General features: G+C 60.5%; 18 protein-coding genes. 12 read left to right on the forward strand and 6 right to left on the reverse strand.

Going from position 1 to position 18,127, the window contains the following annotated elements; all coding sequences use genetic code 11:
- Window positions 1–16: 16 nt before the first annotated feature.
- Complete coding sequence (locus tag GIR22_RS20640) at window positions 17–913, reverse strand: AraC family transcriptional regulator (RefSeq protein ID WP_178122379.1); 897 nt, start codon at window positions 911–913, stop codon at window positions 17–19.
- Window positions 914–1,051: 138 nt separating this feature from the next.
- Between GIR22_RS20640 and GIR22_RS20645 the strand changes: the two genes are divergently transcribed.
- From GIR22_RS20645 to GIR22_RS20655, 3 genes are read left to right on the forward strand one after another with little or no spacing between them, the layout of a single operon-like run.
- Window positions 1,052–1,795, forward strand: a complete 744-nt coding sequence (locus GIR22_RS20645; protein WP_154745116.1) for an SDR family NAD(P)-dependent oxidoreductase — start codon at window positions 1,052–1,054, stop codon at window positions 1,793–1,795.
- A gap of 14 nt (window positions 1,796–1,809) precedes the next feature.
- Window positions 1,810–2,211 (forward strand): VOC family protein, encoded by a 402-nt coding sequence (locus tag GIR22_RS20650; protein WP_154745117.1) that lies wholly within the window; start codon window positions 1,810–1,812, stop codon window positions 2,209–2,211.
- A complete protein-coding gene (locus GIR22_RS20655; RefSeq protein WP_154745118.1) occupies window positions 2,208–3,185 on the forward strand; it encodes a saccharopine dehydrogenase family protein in 978 nt (325 codons plus the stop codon). Before GIR22_RS20650 ends, GIR22_RS20655 begins: the two co-directional genes overlap by 4 nt.
- Before the next feature lie 25 nt (window positions 3,186–3,210).
- On the opposite strand, the gene GIR22_RS20660 is transcribed toward GIR22_RS20655, so the two are convergent.
- Window positions 3,211–4,104, reverse strand: a complete 894-nt coding sequence (locus GIR22_RS20660) for an AraC family transcriptional regulator (RefSeq protein WP_178122380.1) — start codon at window positions 4,102–4,104, stop codon at window positions 3,211–3,213.
- A 211-nt stretch (window positions 4,105–4,315) separates the two neighbouring features.
- On the opposite strand from GIR22_RS20660, the gene GIR22_RS20665 reads away from it, so the two are divergent.
- Window positions 4,316–5,065 (forward strand): SDR family NAD(P)-dependent oxidoreductase, encoded by a 750-nt coding sequence (locus GIR22_RS20665; RefSeq protein ID WP_154745119.1) that lies wholly within the window; start codon window positions 4,316–4,318, stop codon window positions 5,063–5,065.
- Window positions 5,066–5,129: 64 nt separating this feature from the next.
- Window positions 5,130–6,323, forward strand: a complete 1,194-nt coding sequence (locus GIR22_RS20670) for an MFS transporter (protein WP_154745120.1) — start codon at window positions 5,130–5,132, stop codon at window positions 6,321–6,323.
- 54 nt (window positions 6,324–6,377) lie between these two features.
- On the opposite strand, the gene GIR22_RS20675 is transcribed toward GIR22_RS20670, so the two are convergent.
- Window positions 6,378–7,289: a LysR family transcriptional regulator gene (locus GIR22_RS20675; protein WP_154745121.1), complete on the reverse strand. Its 912-nt coding sequence runs from the start codon at window positions 7,287–7,289 to the stop codon at window positions 6,378–6,380.
- Between the two features lie 150 nt (window positions 7,290–7,439).
- On the opposite strand from GIR22_RS20675, the gene GIR22_RS20680 reads away from it, so the two are divergent.
- A complete protein-coding gene (locus GIR22_RS20680; RefSeq protein ID WP_154745122.1) occupies window positions 7,440–8,189 on the forward strand; it encodes an SDR family NAD(P)-dependent oxidoreductase in 750 nt (249 codons plus the stop codon).
- A gap of 110 nt (window positions 8,190–8,299) precedes the next feature.
- Here GIR22_RS20680 and GIR22_RS20685 read toward each other — a convergent pair whose 3' ends face one another.
- The 3 genes from GIR22_RS20685 to GIR22_RS20695 are packed head-to-tail and all read right to left on the reverse strand — an operon-like array spanning window position 8,300 to window position 11,545.
- Window positions 8,300–9,781: an FGGY family carbohydrate kinase gene (locus GIR22_RS20685; protein WP_154745123.1), complete on the reverse strand. Its 1,482-nt coding sequence runs from the start codon at window positions 9,779–9,781 to the stop codon at window positions 8,300–8,302.
- Window positions 9,782–9,786: 5 nt separating this feature from the next.
- The gene (locus GIR22_RS20690; protein WP_154745124.1) at window positions 9,787–10,719 is read right to left on the reverse strand and encodes a transketolase family protein; all 933 of its coding nucleotides are present in this window, start codon (window positions 10,717–10,719) and stop codon (window positions 9,787–9,789) included.
- Window positions 10,709–11,545 carry a transketolase gene (locus GIR22_RS20695; RefSeq protein ID WP_154745125.1) on the reverse strand — a complete coding sequence of 279 codons (837 nt, stop codon included), beginning with the start codon at window positions 11,543–11,545 and terminating at the stop codon, window positions 10,709–10,711. Before GIR22_RS20695 ends, GIR22_RS20690 begins: the two co-directional genes overlap by 11 nt.
- 363 nt (window positions 11,546–11,908) lie before the next feature.
- On the opposite strand from GIR22_RS20695, the gene GIR22_RS20700 reads away from it, so the two are divergent.
- The 6 genes from GIR22_RS20700 to GIR22_RS20725 all read left to right on the forward strand — a co-directional run bounded on the left by GIR22_RS20700 (window position 11,909) and on the right by GIR22_RS20725 (window position 18,127).
- Window positions 11,909–12,916 (forward strand): ABC transporter permease subunit, encoded by a 1,008-nt coding sequence (locus GIR22_RS20700; RefSeq protein ID WP_178122381.1) that lies wholly within the window; start codon window positions 11,909–11,911, stop codon window positions 12,914–12,916.
- A gap of 62 nt (window positions 12,917–12,978) precedes the next feature.
- Window positions 12,979–13,911, forward strand: a complete 933-nt coding sequence (locus tag GIR22_RS20705; RefSeq protein WP_154745127.1) for a sugar ABC transporter substrate-binding protein — start codon at window positions 12,979–12,981, stop codon at window positions 13,909–13,911.
- 15 nt (window positions 13,912–13,926) lie between these two features.
- Complete coding sequence (locus GIR22_RS20710) at window positions 13,927–15,441, forward strand: sugar ABC transporter ATP-binding protein (protein ID WP_154745128.1); 1,515 nt, start codon at window positions 13,927–13,929, stop codon at window positions 15,439–15,441.
- 78 nt (window positions 15,442–15,519) lie between these two features.
- Complete coding sequence (locus GIR22_RS20715) at window positions 15,520–16,284, forward strand: SDR family oxidoreductase (RefSeq protein ID WP_154745129.1); 765 nt, start codon at window positions 15,520–15,522, stop codon at window positions 16,282–16,284.
- Window positions 16,285–16,316: 32 nt separating this feature from the next.
- Window positions 16,317–17,117 (forward strand): glucose 1-dehydrogenase, encoded by an 801-nt coding sequence (locus GIR22_RS20720; RefSeq protein WP_154745130.1) that lies wholly within the window; start codon window positions 16,317–16,319, stop codon window positions 17,115–17,117.
- 56 nt (window positions 17,118–17,173) lie between these two features.
- The gene (locus GIR22_RS20725; protein WP_154745131.1) at window positions 17,174–18,127 is read left to right on the forward strand and encodes a sugar-binding transcriptional regulator; all 954 of its coding nucleotides are present in this window, start codon (window positions 17,174–17,176) and stop codon (window positions 18,125–18,127) included.

Consider the following 18,127-nt stretch of genomic DNA (forward strand, 5'->3'; position numbering starts at 1 on the left):
GCGACCTGTGGCTTTGTCAGCTACCCCTGATGGCTCTGGTTTCGCCAAGGATCCTCGCAGTGTCCCGCGCAGGAGGCAGGCCAAATACCCGCGCATAGTCCCGGGTGAACTGCGTAGCACTTTCGTAGCCCACCTCGAAGGCGGCCGCAGTGACGCTTCTGGCGCTGGCCACCATGAGCGTTCGGGCCTGAAGCAAACGAACCCGCTTTTGATACTGCAATGGGCTTAGGGTGGTGACTGCCTTGAAGTGGCGGTGAAAGGCCGAGACGCTCATGGCCGCTTTCTGCGCGAGGCTCTCTACCCTGATCGGCTCGGCAAAATCACGGCGGATCCATTGAATCGCCAGGCTCACTCGCGCCATGGCGGTATCAGGCGCCGCAATCTCCCGCAGCATCCAGCCATGTGGGCCTTGCAGCACGCGGAACAGAATCTCGCGCTCGTAGACGGGAGCCAGAGCCGCAATGGCGTCAGGCTTGTCCATCAGCCGCAACATGCGGACCCAGGCGTCCATCAGTTCTGGAGTGACAGCCGCCACGGAAAACCCGGGATCGTTTTCATACCGCTCCCTCGGTTTTGGAAGGTCTGCCAGCAGTGTGGACAACACCGTTGGGTCGAGCGTCAGGCTGACCGCCAGGTAAGGCTCGCCTGACGCAGCTGGGTGCACGGTGCCTACCGCCGGCAACTCGATGGACATGACGAAATACGTCGCGGGGTCATACCGCAGCGTGCGGTCGCCGACGGTCATGGTTTTGCTGCCTTGCAGGATCAGGTTGATCATCGGGTCATAGACCGCAGCCAGCATGTGCTCGGGAATCTTGCCCTGGACCATGGCGACCCGCGGGATGCCTGTCTCGGTGCGGCGGTTCTCGGCCTTGGAGGCCAAGGACCGCAGTTCATTCAGTTGATTGTTCATGAAGCGGATGTTTAGCGCAGGCGGATACGCTGCGCAAGTAAAAAGCAGAAACAGGCAAGTCTTGAGTAGGAACGGCTGAGCCCACGGTGAGGGGCAAGTTTACTGTGATGGCTCATTTGGTCGACAGTGGAGCAGGACATGGGCGTTGTCGTTATTACTGGAGGCAGCCGGGGAATCGGCGCCAGTGCAGCTAAACAGGTTGCCCTGCGGGGCCTGGGGGTGATCCTTACCTACAACACTAATCCCGAGGCGGCGGATACGGTCGTGCGGTGTATCGAGCAGGCAGGTGGCAAGGCTGTTGCGCTCAAGCTTGATGTCGCTGATGTGGGTAGCTTCGGGGGCTTTTGTGAGTCAGTAGTCCATGTATTGCGGGAAACCTGGAACCTGAACGCCCTCAGTGGCCTGGTCAACAACGCGGGCTATGGGCTGTTCAACCCTTTGCCATCGATCAGCGAAGCGCAGTTCGATGGCCTGTTCAATGTTCATCTCAAGGGGCCATTCTTTTTGACCCAGGCCTTGCTGCCGTTGCTGGAAGAGAACGCCAGCATCGTCAACCTGACCAGCGCCACGGTCCGCGTGGCCACTGCGGGCGTCGCTCCTTATGCGGCCTTCAAGGGTGGCCTGGAGGTGCTCACCCGCTACATGGCCAAGGAATTTGGTGACCGGCGTATAAGGGCCAACGCGGTTTCGCCCGGTGCGATTCGTACTGAACTGGGCGGTGGGCTGAACGATGAATTCGAGACGCTGCTGGCGGCGCAAACAGCGCTTGGCAGGGTCGGCGAACCGCAAGACGTCGCGCGCGTCATTGCCATGCTGTTGTGCGAAGAAGGCGCCTGGATCAATGCCCAGACAATCGAGGTCGCGGGCGGCTACAACATCTGAACGAGGGTTTTGGCATGCTGGATCATATTTTTCTGTCGGTGAGTGACATTGAACGCTCCATCCGTTTCTACGAGGCAGCCCTGGTACCGCTTGGGATCACCGCACGCCTGGACTACGACGGCAAGGACGGTCCGCCGGGCCATCCAGACCTCAAGGGCTTCGGTGCCAATGGCCGGATGTTCTTCTGGCTGCGGGAGGGCATCGTGCAAGGGCAGGCCGTGCACGTTGGTTTTGTGGCGAGCAGCAAGGCTGAGGTCGACGCAGCCTATGCTGGCGCCATTGCTCAGGGTGCTGTCGACAATGGCGCACCGGGTGCCCGGCTGCACTACGACCCGAATTACTATGCTGCCAATGTCCTGGACCCTGACGGCTACAGTCTTGAATTTGTCTACAAGAACTGGCAGCACGCCCAATGAAAAAACTGATGATTTACGGAGCTACGGGCTACACCGGCCGCATGGCTGCGGAGTGGGCGAAAGCCTCGGGGCTGGATTTCGAAATAGCCGGGCGTAATCAGCAGAGGCTCGCGGTACTGGCTGAGCAACTGGGCGTTCCATTTCGAGTCTTTGAGGCCGGCCCAGAGGCGGAAAAGTTCTTGAAGGGCTTCAATGTGCTGCTCAACTTCGCCGGACCATTTGTGAAAACTGCGGACCCGTTGATGTGCGCCTGCATTAACGTCGGGGTCGACTACCTGGATATTACGGCCGAGATCAATATTTACCGGTTGGCTGAGCGATTGGGTGTTGAAGCAGCCAAGGCGGGCGTGATGCTTTTGCCAGGCGTGGGCTGGGACGTCGTGCCCACCGATTGCCTGGCTGTGCATGTTGCCCAGCGGGTAGAGCGGCCTCAGGCACTGAGCATCGCGCTTCAGGTTCCAGGGTCCATGTCGCGTGGTTCGGCGATAAGCGTCAGCGAAATCATCGGAGCCGGTTTGCTCGCCAGGGTTGATGGCGAACTCGTCGCAACACCGAATGCGCAGCCGCAACACTTTGATTTTGGCGACGGACCGGTGCTCTGCGTACCACTGTCTTTCGGTGACTTGGTGACTGCCTGGCATTCGACCGGCATACCCAACATTGCGATGTTCGTGCATATCGCTGGCGATGCGTTTGCGCAGGGGGATCTGTCCCAACTGCCTGATGGCCCCACTTCTGAGGAACGGGATGCTCATCGGGCTCGGGCAGTGGCTGAAGTCACAGGGGCGGACGGTACAGTCGCACGCTCCGTGATTGAAACTGTGAACGGCTATTCCTATACGCCACTGGCTGCTATTGAAGCTGCGCGCCGTATATTGAACGGCGAACGGCGGCCGGGTTTTGAAACCCCCGCGCGGCTCTTCGGTGGTGGGTTGGCCGAGAGTATTGCGGGAACGACGATCACTGATCTTTGAGTTCGACGGTCCTGCTCAGCAGTGCTCAGGAAGTTGCCGTACGCTTCCTGGCACTGTTCTGTGCGGCAGGCGGCGACCTGAATCTCGCGGCATCCCGCACGGGTGGCAGCCCAAACAGACGAGCGTACTCCCGACTGAATTGCGAGGCGCTTTCATAACCGACGTTATAGGCGATTGAGGTTGCATCCAGCGTATCGAACAGCAGCAGCCAGCGGGCCCTCAGCAGGCGCAAACGCTTCTGATACTGAATGGGCGTCATGGCGGTGACCGATTTGAAATGCCGGTAGAAAGCCGCAACGCTCATATCGCTCATCACCGCGAGGGGCTCAACGCGAAAGGGCTCGGTGTAGTGCTCACGAATCCACTGGGTAGCACGGCGAATCTGTGCCAGTCGACTGTCTGGGCGAGCCACCTCACGAAGAATACCCCCAAGTGGCCCCTGCAAGGCGCGGAACAGGATTTCACGCTCGATCATGGGCGCCAGCACCGCAGCTTCGCGCGGTTGGTCCATGAGCCGCATCATGCGTAGCCAGGCATCAATCATTTCAGCGGGCGCCGGCACAGCATCAAAGCATGCACTGCTGGCCTTGCCTGACACGCTCCCATCGTCCACCAGCAGTGCAGAGATCACAGCGGGGTCCAGGGTGAGGCTGATCGCGAGATAAGGCTGATCCGGCGCGATGCTGTGAATCTGCCCCGTCGCCGGTACATCGACAGGAACCAGGAAATAGCTTCCGGCAGCGTACTGAGAAACCTCGTCACCTATCGATAGGGTCTTTTGGCCCTGAAGCACCAGGTGCAGCATCGGCTGATATACCTGGTCCGCACACGCCTCAGCCCGGACCATCGCCACACGAGGCAAGCCGGTATCCGTCCACTTGTTTTGTGCGCGCATCACGATGCTGCGCAGTTCGGTCATTGCTTTTTCCATGTTCCTGAACATGGGCTAGATCCCCGGGCAGCGCAAGCTGTCTGAGAAGAATAGGCAAGGATGAGCGAATAACTGGCAAACGTCGGCCCCCTGTGTTGGCGCAATACTGGTGGCCGGTGGTTGGTTGCACTGCGGGTTTCACGCAGCGCCAGCGACGAATCTTCACTGGGATATCACTCAACTTCAAGAAGGTCAGTTAATGAAACTCGAAGGGAAAATAGCGGTTGTTACAGGCTCCTCCAAAGGTATCGGCGCAGGGATCGCCAAGGCCCTGGGCGCGCAGGGCGCAACCGTCATCGTCAATTATGCCTCCAGCCAACGCGATGCGGATGCGGTGGTTGCGCAGATCATCGAGAACGGCGGCACAGCCTTCGCGGTACAGGCTGACATGAGCCTGGCGGCGGATGTCGTGCGCTTGTTTGAAACGGTGAAGGCGAAATACGGGACCCTGGATGTGCTCGTCAACAATGCCGGTGTCGCGGTATTTGAAATGATCGACGACCTGACGGAAGAAGCCTTCCACAAGCAATTCAACCTGAACGTACTGGGCTACCTGTTGGCAGTGCGAGAGGCCGTCAAACTGCTTGGCCCCAAGGGCAGCGTGATCAATATCAGCTCCATTCTCAGCACCGATCCCTACCTGGCTTCAAGTGTGTACTCCGCCACCAAGGGCGCTGTCGACACCTTGACCCTTGCCTTGGCCAGAGAGTTGGGGCCGCGTGGGGTCAGGGTCAATTCCATCCTGCCTGGGCATACCAATACACCGGCTACTGACGGGAATTTTGCCGGTGAACTGGGTGAAAAGCTCCTTGCTGGAACACCGCTAGGGCGTTTTGGAGAGCCCGAAGACATAGCGCCATTGGCCGTTTTCCTGGCGTCCGAGGATTCGCACTGGGTAACAGGCGAGTCCATCAGGGCTTCTGGTGGTGTTCGCGGTGTGGGTTACTGACAGCGCAGATTTAAGCTGCAGGCGCACGCAGACGTGCGCCTGCATGGTCCTTGGAACTCAGTTTATGACGCAGCAATTAGTTGGCGTAGATTCATCCGCTGGTGCGGCCGCGCTTTCGGCTCCTGCGCCCTGGAGCGCAGTTGCCGCCATTGGGGTAGGGGCGTTCGCTCTGGTGACGGCGGAGTTCTTGCCAGTAGGCCTCTTGCCTCAAATCGCCAATGACTTGGCGATCAGTGAAGGCCGTGCGGGTCTGGTGATTACCATCCCCGGTATCGTGGCGGCCTGTTCAGCGTTCTTGACCATCAGCCTGGCCCGAACATTTGATCGACGACACGTACTATGGGTGCTGCTTGGCCTCTTGGTCGTTTCCAATGTTCTGGTTGCGACCGCCAATGAGCTCTACGTTCTTTTACTGGGCCGTATTTTGCTCGGTATCGCGGTAGGGGGGTTCTGGACCATCGGCGTATCCCTTGGCCCCAGGCTGCGACCCGACGCGGTGGGAAGAGCAACCTCCATCGTTTTTTCAGGGGTGACCCTGGGCACGGTGGTTGGTGTTCCCGCAGGGACGTTGCTTGGGGGGGCATTCGGTTGGCGGGTCGCCTTTGCTGTATCCGCTGTTTTAGGCGCCATGGTGGTTATTGCATTGATGTTGCTGCTTCCAAGCATCCGCCCGGAGCGCTATTCGGGCGTATCGCAGTTGCCGCCTGTACTGCGTTTACCCAAGGTACAAGTGGGCCTGGTGGCCGTTGTATTCATATTCACGGGTCAGTTCGCGGCTTACACGTATGTCACACCCTATCTGAACCAGATCAGTGGGATCGAATCCGGGCAGTTGAGTCTTTTCTTGTTGGGATACGGCGTGGCAGGGATATTCGGCAATGTACTGTGCGGCTGGTGTGTCGAGCGTGATGTGCGGCAAGCGGTATTGAGCACATCGCTGCTGCTGGGCTGTTCGATGCTACTGCTGGTCTCTATGGGCCAATATCCTTTGGTGGCGGGAGCCGCGATGGTGGCCTGGGGGTTGGGCTTCGGGATGTTACCCATCGCCATTCAGAGTTGGATCTTCAGCGCTGCGCCCGATCGTCTGGAAACTGCGGCGGCACTGTTCGTTTCTACTGGTCAGTTGACCATGGGGGCCGGAGCTTTAGTTGGAGGGCTGGCTATCGATCGCTACGGTGTCGTGAGCCCGATATGGTTCGGGGCTGTTGGCGCGTTGGGGGGCGCACTGTGGATCTGGGCACGCTTCCCGCAAAAGTAGACCGGATAGTGTGATCCTGACCATGTTTCTCGAGCATGAGACCCGCACGCCCCCTTAAGGGAGCACGTGCGGATGTGCTGCGAAATGCTCCACCAGCCAATCAACGAATGCGCGTACGCGCACGCTAAGATGCCGGTTGGGCATGTACACCACTGACAGGGTATTGGTACGTGCGGACCAGTCTTCCAGTACAGGGGTCAGGACGCCGGAATCTACATGCGCCTGAACCATGAAGCGCAGAGTGTGGATCACACCCAGGCCGGCCAGTCCCGCCGCGAGATAGCCATTGCTATCGTTGACGGCCACGACATGGTTTCCTTGCACTGATACTTGTTCGTCGCCACGGATAAATTCAATTCGATTGTGCTTTCCCGACGTAGGAAAGAAATACCGGACCACGCAGTGGTCATCCTCCAATTGCGCGGGATGGGACAGCAATGGGTGAGTCGCAAGGTAGGCAGGGGTCGCGCACGTGATGAAATCAAGGCTGCCCAGGCGACGGGCAATCAATGACGAGTCTTGCAGGTCGCCGCCACGTATCACGCAGTCAATACTTTCGCTGGCCAGGTCTGCGGTTCGGTCGCTGGCGCCTATCTCGATCTGGATGTTGGGGTAGCGACGATTGAATTCGGGCAATGCCGGGATCACCAGATGCGTCGCGATGGTGGTACCCATGTCCACACGGATCGTACCGCGTGGATTGGAGTGCGCCACGGCCATCTCTGATTCGACTTCCAGCCATTGATCGAGCACCCGGCTCATTCGTTCGTAATAGACGCTGCCTTCACCGGTAAGCGCGACGCGCCGGGTGGTTCGGTTGAGCAGCTTGACGCGCAAATGCGCCTCCAGCGCTTGCATCAATTTAGTCACGGCATTGGGGTGCAGGTCCAGTTGTGCGGCCGCCTTGACGAAGCTCCCAGTCTCGACGATGCGGTTGAACGCTTGTACCGCCAGGAAGTAATCCATGGACGCCTCACGAAAAAGATCATTATCACTGCTGGGATGATACAGGATACCGGTTATGGCTGTTTATCACGATTTGACTGGGGCCTATTGTGATTGCTCTGTTTGCAACTCGCAGACTTAACCACCCCCAGTCTCTATCAAGGAAACCCCATGACTCAGTTTCTCAAAGGTAAAGTTGCATTGGTGACCGGCGCATCGCGCGGCATCGGCGCAGCCATTGCCAAGCGTCTGGCAGCCGAAGGTGCCGACATCGTCTTCAGCTATGCAAAATCACGGGAACGCGCACACGCTGTGGCCAGCGAAATAGAAGCCCTGGGCGTGAAGGTACTGGCTGTGGCCGCCGATCAGGCCGATAGCGCAGCGGTCGCGGCATTGGTCAGGACCGCGCACGATCATTTCGGACGATTGGATATCCTCGTCAACAGCGCAGGAATATTCGTAACGGGCATTATTGGTGATCCACAGGTCGACATTGCCGAGCTTGAGCATCAGCAGGCCGTCAATATTGGCGGTGTGGTAGCAGCAGTACGCGCTGCTGTACCGCTGCTGTCCGATGGCGGGCGCATTGTGTCGGTGGGGACTATGTTCGCCAGCCGTGCACCATTTCCTGGCATTGGCGATTATGCGGCCAGCAAGGCTGCGGTTGCGGCCTATGGCCGCGCCTGGGCTCGCGATCTTGGCCCTCGGCAGATCACCGTCAACACGGTTCAACCTGGTCCGATCAACACAGAAATGAATCCGGAAACCAGCGACGTTGCGGCCATGGTCAAACAGATGACGGCACTAGGTCGATACGGTCAGCCAGAAGAAATTGCCGGGGCCGTGGCGTTTCTAGTGGGGCCTGATGCGGCATACATCACAGGTGCCACACTCAACATCGATGGCGGTCAAAACAGCTGACTCCAGGCATGTTCAGTCAACTGCAACTATCTCCTGGCAACCACCCATCGAGCCTGACCACCACCCTGGAAAACAGGAGGAGATAATGGGGGCGCCTGGTGCAACGCGGATCAACACAGCGTACGCTCCAGCGCCTTCTTCCACTCGCCATAACGTGCCTCCATGGCCTGATCCACAGCAGGCTCAAACCTCTCCCGCGGCCTTTCCAACTCTGCCAATGCATCGTCACTGGCCCAGATGCCCAACGCCCTTCCAGCCAAATGCGCCGCCCCCAGCGCCGAGACTTCCGGCGACAAGCTACGTACCACCGGGCGTTGCAACAGGTCTGCCAAAAACTGCATCAGCCAGCGATTACGCGTGGCACCGCCGTCGACCCAGAGTTCTTTCAAAGGGCTGCCAATATCCTGCTGCATGGCATCAAACACATCGCGAATCTGATACCCGATGGACTCCAGCGAAGCCCGCAGAATGTGCGCACCCGAGGTGGCTTCGGTCAGGCCGCAGATCAATCCACGCGCCTCAGCTTGCCAGTGTGGCGCGCCAAGCCCGGACAGCGCCGGGACGAAGTACACGCCGCCATTGTCAGGTAGTTGCGCCGCCTGTTCAGTCAGCGCATCGAGGGACTCGCCCGCCATCAGCCGCGAGGCCCACTGCACCGCCGCGCCGGTATGGACGATATTGCCTTCCATGCCGTAGGTCGGTGCCAAAGCGTCATGCCAGGCCAAGGTAGTCGACAAACCGTGAGTGGATGCAATCGGCCCGCTCATGGGGGTCATCAATGATGAACCGGTACCCAGGGTGGCCTTGACCAGCCCGGGCGCAAAACCGCCTTGCCCATACAGCGCGGCATGGGAGTCGCCGATCATCGACATCACCGGGATGCCGGCAGGCAGTCGTCCGAAGCCTGCCGTTTCGGCAAAGAACCCGGCGCTAGGCTGAATCGGTGCCAGCGCTGGCGCCGGGATGGCGAACAGCTCAAGCAACTCCTGGTCCCAGCCGCAGGTGTGCAGGTTGAACAGTTGGGTACGGGCGGCGTTGGAGTAGTCCGTGGCAAACACTTGCCCGCCACTGAGTTTCCACAACAGCCAGCTGTCCACGGTGCCGAGGCAGATTTCACCGGCGGCGGCGCGGGCGTGGCCGTGGCCGTGTTCAAGGTTGTCGAGAATCCAGCGCAGTTTTCCCGCCGAAAACATCGGGTCCAGCGCCAGCCCGGTCTTGGCCAGGATGATCGCTTCGTGCCCTTGCTCATGCAGCTGCGTACACAACGTCGTGGAGCGTCGGCACTGCCAACTGATGCACGGCGACAGCGGCTCACCGGTGTGCCGGTCCCAGGCCACTACGGATTCGCGCTGATTGCTGATGGCCAAGGCAGTGATCGGGCGATCAACCTGAGCCAGGCATTCATCGATGGCCGCCAGGGTGTTGAGCCAGATCAGCAGCGGGTCCTGCTCGGAAAAGCCAGCCTGGGGATGGCTGATGCTCAATGGCCGCGAGCCCCGGGCGATCACTTGCCCGAGTTCGTTGACCAGCACGGCCTTGGTGTTGCTGGTGCCTTCGTCTATCGCCAGGATCAGCGGGGTCGTTTCATTCATGTGATTCACCGCAACCGGATGGCAGCTGCCACAATCCCAGCCGCATCGATGTTATGCAAGGCGCGGGTCGGCTCACGTGCACCAGCCGCCGCGTATTCGCCGTCACCGATACCCAGGCGGATCAGTGGAACGCCCAGCCCGGCCTCAGCCAGCACTTCAGCCACGAGGCTGCCAACGCCACCATTGATGTTGTGCTCCTCGACAGTAATGACGGCGCGCGTGCCGCTGAGGGCGCTGAGCAGTACCTCGCGCTGCAGCGGCCGGATCGAGGACAGGTTGATGACCTGGGCCTGGATACCCTGATCGGCCAGCAACTGGGCGGCATCGACCGCCTCATGCACCACCGACCCCAGGGCGACGATGCTCACATCCAGACCCTGGCGCAGGATATCGACCTGGCCCGGAACGAAGCGGTAATCGGCGTCATGCACATCCGGCAAGGCCTTGCCATCGAGGCGGATGTACACCGGGCCGTGGTAGCGCAGGGCGTAATCGACAATCTGCCGGCATTCAACGGCGTCGGCCGGGGCAAAAATCTGCACGTTGCCAAAACCGCGCATCACCGAGATATCGTCGAGGCTGTGGTGCGTGCTGGCCAGCGGGCCGTAGCTGGTGCCAGCGTTAAGCCCGAACATCTTGACGTTGGCCTGGTTGTAGCAAACGTCGACCTTGATTTGCTCATTGGCCCGCGAGATCAGAAACGGCGCCGCGTTGCAGGTGGCGGCAATCTTGCCACCCAGGGCCAGGCCGGCCGCGACGCTGACCAGCGACTGTTCGGCGATGCCGACGTTGATCAGGCGCTCGGGAAAACGCTGGGCAAACGGACCGATCTTGGCCGTGGACGTGGAGTCGCTGACGACCGGCACCACATCGAGGCCGGCATCGACGGCGGCAATAAACGCTTCAACCATGACGCTCGCCAAATGTTCACTCGCCATGACTCAACTCCTCCAGTGCCGCGTTGATTTCATCACCCTTGGGCACGCGGTGGTGCCATTCGGGACGGGCTTCGATAAACGACACGCCCTTGCCTTTAATGGTGTGGGCGATCAGCACCTGGGGTGCGCCGGTCTTGCTCTGCATGGTTTCCAGGGCGCTGATCAACTGGCCCACATCATTGCCATCGCACTCGCTGACGGCGAAGCCAAAGGCCGCCCATTTCACGTCCAGCGGGTCCAGCGGCATGATCTCTGCGGTCAGCCCGGCCAGTTGCAGCTTGTTCTTGTCGACAATCACAAACAGGTTATCGAGGCCGTATTTGGCCGCTGCCATCGCCGCTTCCCAGTTGGAGCCTTCCGCCAGCTCACCGTCGCCGGTGAGTACATAAATACGCTTTTTACTGCCAGACATTTTCGCTGCCAACGCCAGCCCGACGGCCACTGGCAAGCCGTGGCCGAGGGCGCCGGTGTTGAGTTCGATACCCGGGGTTTTCTGCCGCACCGGGTGGCCCGGCAGGTGGGAATTGAAGTGTTGATAAGTGGCCAGCCATTCGGTGGGAATGTAGCCGGCCTGCGCCAGGCAACAATACAAGCCGCCGACGCCATGGCCTTTGCTCTGGATGTAGATATCGCGCTCGGGGTCCTCGGTGCGTTCCGGCCCGGTGTTGAGGATGCGAAAGTACAAGGTGGCGAGGATATCGGTTTCTGAAAGGTCTGCACCGGTGTGGCCACCCGCCGGCGAGTCGGCGTTCAAACGGATCACGTGGCGCCGGATCAGGCGGGCCTGTTCTTTGATCTGACGGGCGTCGTACTGGAAAGCATTCATGCAGCGGCTCCTTTGAGGCTGACCACGCGGGGATGAAAGTGTCCAAAGCTGTCTTTTGAATATTTATTCAGCTATGACAATATATTTCTATTTAGACGCCGATCGTTCAACAGGTCAAGGGAGCGAGCACCCGAAAATGAAATAAAAGTCGAAAAATACCCTCGGACAGACGGCCTAAAACCCCCACGCAGTCCTCTGGGACGCCAGTTTCAAGCAAGCAAAAACAGCGGTTTGAGGGCAGTGAAGAAAATTAAAGCGCTTGACTTTGCCACCGTGTCACTAGAATCTGAATTAACAGTCAGGCATGCATAAATATTCATGCCGTGCGAGCGAACTCCAAAAAAAATAACTCAGGAGAACAATGTGGACGCCAAAGCCTCTGGCCATCACCCGGCGGATCTCAAGCCGACCCGCCGCCCACGGCTGGTGAAAATGCTCCCCAGCAATGTCGGCGGTCCGCTGATCGGCCTCATGCTGCTGGTGCTGGTCTTCTCCTTCAGTTCCGAATTTTTCTTCTCGCTGCGCAATGGCCTGAACATTCTCGATCAGGTCACCGTGCTGGGCATCCTCGCCATCGGCATGACTGCAGTGATTGTCATCGGCGGTATCGACTTGTCGGTGGGCTCGGTTCTCGCCTTCTCGATGATGATGCTCGGCTGGCTGTATCAGGACCAGGCGGTACCGCTGGGCCTGGCGATCCCGATCTCGATTGCCACCGGCATGCTCGCCGGACTGGTCTCGGGCGCGTTGATCACCTACGCCAAACTGCCACCCTTTATTGCCACCCTGACCATGATGTCGGTGGCGCGCGGCCTGGCGAACATTCTTACCGAAGGCCGGCAGATCGTCGGCTTCCCGGACTGGTTCACCAACCTGGCCACGGTGCGCCACTTTGGCTTTTTGTCGGCAACGGTCGGGTTGTTTTTGATCATGCTGGTGGTGGCCTGGGTGTTCCTGCGTTTTCGCGCTGGCGGGCGCAACCTCTACGCCATTGGCGGCAGCCCGGAAGTGGCGCGCCTGTCGGGCATCAAGGTGCGGGCCATTACCCTGTGGGTGTACGCCATCAGTGGTGCCCTCGCCGGCATCGCCGCTGTGACCCTGGCGGCGCGCCTCGACTCTTCGCAACCGAGCGCCGGTTTGAGCCTGGAGCTGGACGCCATCGCCGCCGTGGTGATCGGCGGTGCCAGCCTGAGCGGCGGCGTCGGCAGTATCGGCGGCACCCTGGTGGGTGTGCTGATCATTGGCGTGCTGCGCAACGGCCTCAACCTGCTGGGTGTATCGCCGTTCATTCAACAAGTGGTGATCGGCGTGGTCATCGCCCTCGCCGTAACCATCGACACCCTGCGTCGCCGTTCCAGTACCGCCCGTTAAACACTGCTTTGCGCTTGATCGAAAGTTGACACCCTCCAACAATAAAATAAGGAGTCACCGACATGTTCAGCACCAAGAAACTGCTACTGGCCACGGCCCTCGCCGCCGCCACGCTCGCCACGGTGGGCACCACCTGGGCCAAGGACCTGACCATCGGCCTCGCCGTGGCCAATCTGCAGGCTGACTTCTTCAACCAGATCAAACAATCGGTAGAAGCCGAAGGCAAGGCCAAGGGGATCAAGGTGATCACCGTGGATGCCCAAGGCAACTCGTCGACCCAGGTCAGCCAGATTGAAGACCTGATCACCCGCCAGATCGACGTGCTGATCTACATCCCTGCTGGCGCCACCGCCGCCGGTGTGCCGGTCAAGGCCGCCAAGGCTGCCGGTATTCCGGTCATCGCCGTCGACCGCAACGCCCCCGACGCCCCAGGCGACACCTTTATCGCCAGTGACAGCGTGGCCGGCGCCAAGACCCTGGCCGAATACGTCGCCAAGGTCACCGACGGCAAGGGCCGTATCGCGGTCCTGCAGGGCCAGTTGGGCACTACCCCGGAAAATGACCGGGCCAAGGGTTTCCAGGAAGGCTTGAAAGCCTTCCCGGGTCTCAAGATCGTGGCCGAGCAACCAGCCGAATGGGCCCAGGACAAAGGCTTTGCGGTCGCCCAGGATCTGCTCCAGCGTGATCCGAACATCACCGTGTTCTTCGGCCGTGCCGATGCCATGGCGCTGGGCGCCGCTCAAGCGGTCAAGGTCGGCAACCTGGATCATCCGGTAGTGGTGGTTGGTTTTGATGGCGATGTCGCCGGCCTCAAGGCTGTGCAAAGCGGCGTGCTGAACGCCACGATGACCCAGCAGACCCAGAAAATGGGGCGCCTGGCCGTGGCCTCGGCGATTGACCTGAAGGCGGGCAAGGCGGTGCCCAAGGAGCAACTGCTGGAAACCGTATTGACCACCAAGGACAACGTCGCACCTTTCCTGCAACAGCACCCGTAAGCCCCGGAGGTCGCCATGCAAGCCGCTCTGGATAACCGCCAGGCACAACCTGCCGCCGTGCTGTGCCTGCGCAATATCGGCAAGGCCTACGGCCCGGTGCAGGTGCTGTCGCAGATCAACGTCGACATCCGCCCCGGCGAAGTGCTGGCGCTGCTCGGCGAGAACGGGGCGGGCAAGTCGACGCTGTCGTCGATCATTGCCGGCCTGGTGCCACCGGAAACCGGCGGCAGCATGACCTGGCTTGGCGAGGATTACGCCCCGGCTTCCCCCGGCGCAGCGCTGGGGGCCGGTATCGGCCTGATCCACCAGGAGATCCGCCTGCTGCCGCAGCTGTCGATTGCCGAGAATATCTTTGTCGGCCGCCTGCCCATGCGTCACGGGCGGGTCGACCGCGAGTACATCGAGACCCAGGCGCAGAAGCAACTGCAACGCCTGGGGCTGAAGGTACCGGCATCGCGCAAGGTCGAAGGCTTGAGCGTGGCGGCCCAGCAATTGGTGGAGATTGCCAAGGCGCTGACCCTGAATGCGCGATTGTTGATCCTCGACGAACCCACCGCCGCCCTGGGCGGTGAGGAAACCGAACTGTTGTTCCAACAGGTCGAGCGGCTCAAGGCCGAGGGCGTATCGTTCATTTACATCAGCCATCGCCTGGAAGAGATCGCGCGTATTGCCGACCGGATTCTGGTGCTGCGTGACGGTCGCCAGATCGCCCTGCACGCCAGCGCCCAAGTGCCGGTGCGCGAGCTGGTGGAGCAAATGGTCGGGCGCAGCCTGGAACGGATTTTCCCGACCCTGCAACCGCCGCAGGAACGGCTGATGTTGCAGGTCAAAGACTTGAGTTGCCGCGAGTTTGCCCTGCACGGCATTGACTTCAGCGTGCGAGCTGGCGAAGTGTTCGGGATTGCCGGGGTAGTCGGTGCCGGGCGGACCGAGCTGGTGCGCACCCTGGCTGGCGCCGCGCATGACATCCAGGGTCATATGCGGCTGGACGGTGAGATTCGTCGCCTGCGCTCCCCGTCCGAGGCGATCCAGGCCGGTGTGGTGCTGGTGCCCGAAGACCGCAAGCAGCAAGGCGTGGTGGTTGAACACCGGATTGAAGACAACCTGGTGTATGGCAACACCGACCTGCTGGACAAGCGCGGTTGGGTGATTCCCGGAAAATTGCGCGAGTTCGCGCAGACGGCGGTGGCGCGCCTCGGTGTGAAAGGCGCGCCACAGCAACGGATTTCCAGCCTGTCCGGCGGTAACCAGCAAAAGGTGATCATTGCCAAATGGCTGGCCCGCAACCCGAAAGTGTTCATTCTCGACGAGCCGACCCGTGGCATTGACGTCGGTGCCCGTGCGGCCATTTATGAGGTGATTGCCGACCTGGCAGCCAATGGCATGGCGGTGATCGTGGTCAGCTCGGACTTGGACGAAGTACTGGGGCTTTCGCACCGTGTGATGGTGATGAGCCGCGGGCGGCAAATGGGGATTCTGGAGCGTGGTGAAGCGACACCGGTTTCGGTGATGGAAATGGCGACGGCCTGAATACTTGATGATCATTCCCAGGCTCTGGGCGGGAACGATCAAGGCAACAAAAACAACTAATTTGGAGTGGAGCAACCCATGCAACTTTTTAGCCTTCAAGGCCAGGTCGCCTTTGTCACCGGCGCCGGTAGCGGGATTGGCCAGGCCATCGCCGTCGGCCTGGCCGAAGCCGGAGCCGATGTGGCCTGTTTCGACCTGCCGGGCAGCCCCGGCATCGCCAGCACCGTGGAACGCATCCAGGCACTGGGCCGGCGCGCCCTGGCATTGGGTGGCACGGTCACCGAACGCGCCGCCCTGGATGCTGCCGTCGCCCGTACCGAAAGCGAACTGGGTGAGCTGAACGTCGCGGTCAACTGCGCCGGTATCGCCAACGCCCAGGCCGCCGAAGACCTCGAGCTGCAACGCTGGCAAGCCACCCTGGACGTCAACCTGACCGGAATCTTCCTTAGCTGCCAGGCCCAGGCCGCCGTGATGCTGCCACGGGGCAGGGGGGCCATCGTCAACATCGCCTCAATGTCCGGCAGCATCGTCAACCGTGGCCTGTTGCAAGCCCACTACAACACCTCCAAGGCCGGGGTGATTCACTTGAGCAAAAGCCTGGCGATGGAGTGGGCCGACAAGGGCCTGCGAGTCAACTGCATCAGCCCTGGCTACACCGCCACGCCGATGAACTCGCGCCCGGAAGTGGCCGACCAGGTGAAGATTTTCGAACAGACCACGCCCATGGGCCGCATGGCCAGCGTTGAAGAAATGGTTGGCCCGGCGATCTTCCTGGTGAGCCAGGCGTCGTCTTTTTGCACCGGTGTCGACCTGCTGGTCGATGGTGGTTTTGTCTGCTGGTAAGCCCAGCCTGCCTGTTCAACGGGAGCCCCGTCATGTCTCAACGTTTCAGCGGTAAAACTGTAGTCATCACCGGCGCTTGCCGTGGCATTGGCGCCGGTATTGCCGAGCGCTTCGCCCAGGAAGGCGCCAATCTGGTCATGGCCTCCAACGACCTGGAAAGGGTCACGTTCACGGCCGAGCAATTGGCCAGGGAATACTCGGTCGAGGCCCTGGCCCTGGCAATCGACGTCACCTGTGAAAGTGACATCGAGAAGCTCTACCGCGAGGCCCACGAGCGTTTTGGCAGCATCGACGTGTCGGTACAGAACGCCGGCATCATCACCATCGATCACTTCGACAAGATGCCCCGCGCCGACTTCGACAAGGTGTTGCAGGTCAACACTACCGGCGTCTGGCTCGGGTGTCGGGAAGCCGCCAAGTACATGGTCAAGCAAGGCAGCGGCCGGCTGATCAACACCTCCTCCGGCCAGGGCCGCCAGGGCTTCATCTACACTCCGCACTACGCCGCGAGCAAAATGGGCGTGATTGGCATTACCCAAAGCCTGGCGCTGGAACTGGCGCGCCACAACATCACCGTCAACGCCTTCTGTCCCGGCATCATTGAAAGCGAGATGTGGGACTACAACGACCGCGTGTGGGGCGAGATCCTCAGCACCGACGAAAAACGCTACGGCAAGGGTGAGCTGATGGCCGAGTGGGTCCAGAACATCCCCCTGCGCCGCGCCGGCAAACCCTCGGATGTCGCGGGCCTGGTGGCTTTCCTGGCGTCGGATGACGCGGCCTACTTGACCGGCCAATCAATCAATATCGACGGCGGCCTGATCATGTCGTAACGAGCCGCGCCGGTTTGGTATCCTCACCGGCATTGATGTCATTTACTGAGGCTTTCATGAGCCAGATCGAAGAACAGCGCCTGATCACCAAGATCGCCAGCCTCTATTACGAAGAAGGGCTCAAGCAGTCCGAGATTTCCGAACAGCTCGATTTGTCCCAATCCTTTATCAGCCGCGCCCTGCGCCGGGCGTTACAGGAAGGCGTGGTGAAAATCAGCGTGATGCGCCTGCAAGGCCTGCACCTGGAGCTGGAAACCCAACTGCAGCGCCGCTATGGCGTACGCCGGGTGATCGTGGTCGAGGCCACCGAGCATGGCAACGATGAAAGCATCAAGCAGGCAATCGGCTCGGCCGCAGCTCATTACCTGGAAACCAGCCTGTCGCCGCAGGATCACATCGGCATCTCGTCATGGAGCAGCACCATTCGCGCGATGGTCGGCCATCTGCACGTGCAACCGGGCAAGCAAGGCGCCCAGGAGGTCGTGCAATTGCTCGGCGGTGTCGGCCACAAAGGCGCGTTCGAAGCCACCTTGCTCACCCAGCGCCTGGCCACTTTGCTCAACTGCCCGGCGTTCCTGCTGCCCTCGCAAAGCATCGAGCAATCGGTGGAGAGCAAGCAGCGGATCCTCGAGATGGAAGAGGTCAAGGAAGTCCTCCAGCGCTTCGACAGCATCACCCTGGCGATTGTCGGCATCGGCGACCTGGAGCCGTCGCAACTGCTGCGCAACAGTGGCAACTACTACACCGAAGATATGCTGCGCCTGCTGGCCGAACGCGGCGCGGTGGGTGATATCTGCCTGCGCTACTTTGATGCACAAGGGCAGCCGGTGCTGGAAGAAGATGAAGAGTTCGTGGTGTCCGTGGCCCTGCCAAAACTGCGTTCGATCCAACGTGTGCTGGGCCTCGCCGGGGGCTTGAACAAGGTCCAGGCGATTCGCGGTGCACTCAAGGGCGGCTACCTGGACGTCCTGATCACCGACCTGGACACCGCCCAGGCCTTGAATAACTAA

The organism is Pseudomonas karstica (assembly GCF_009707515.1).
Taxonomy (GTDB): domain Bacteria; phylum Pseudomonadota; class Gammaproteobacteria; order Pseudomonadales; family Pseudomonadaceae; genus Aquipseudomonas; species Aquipseudomonas karstica.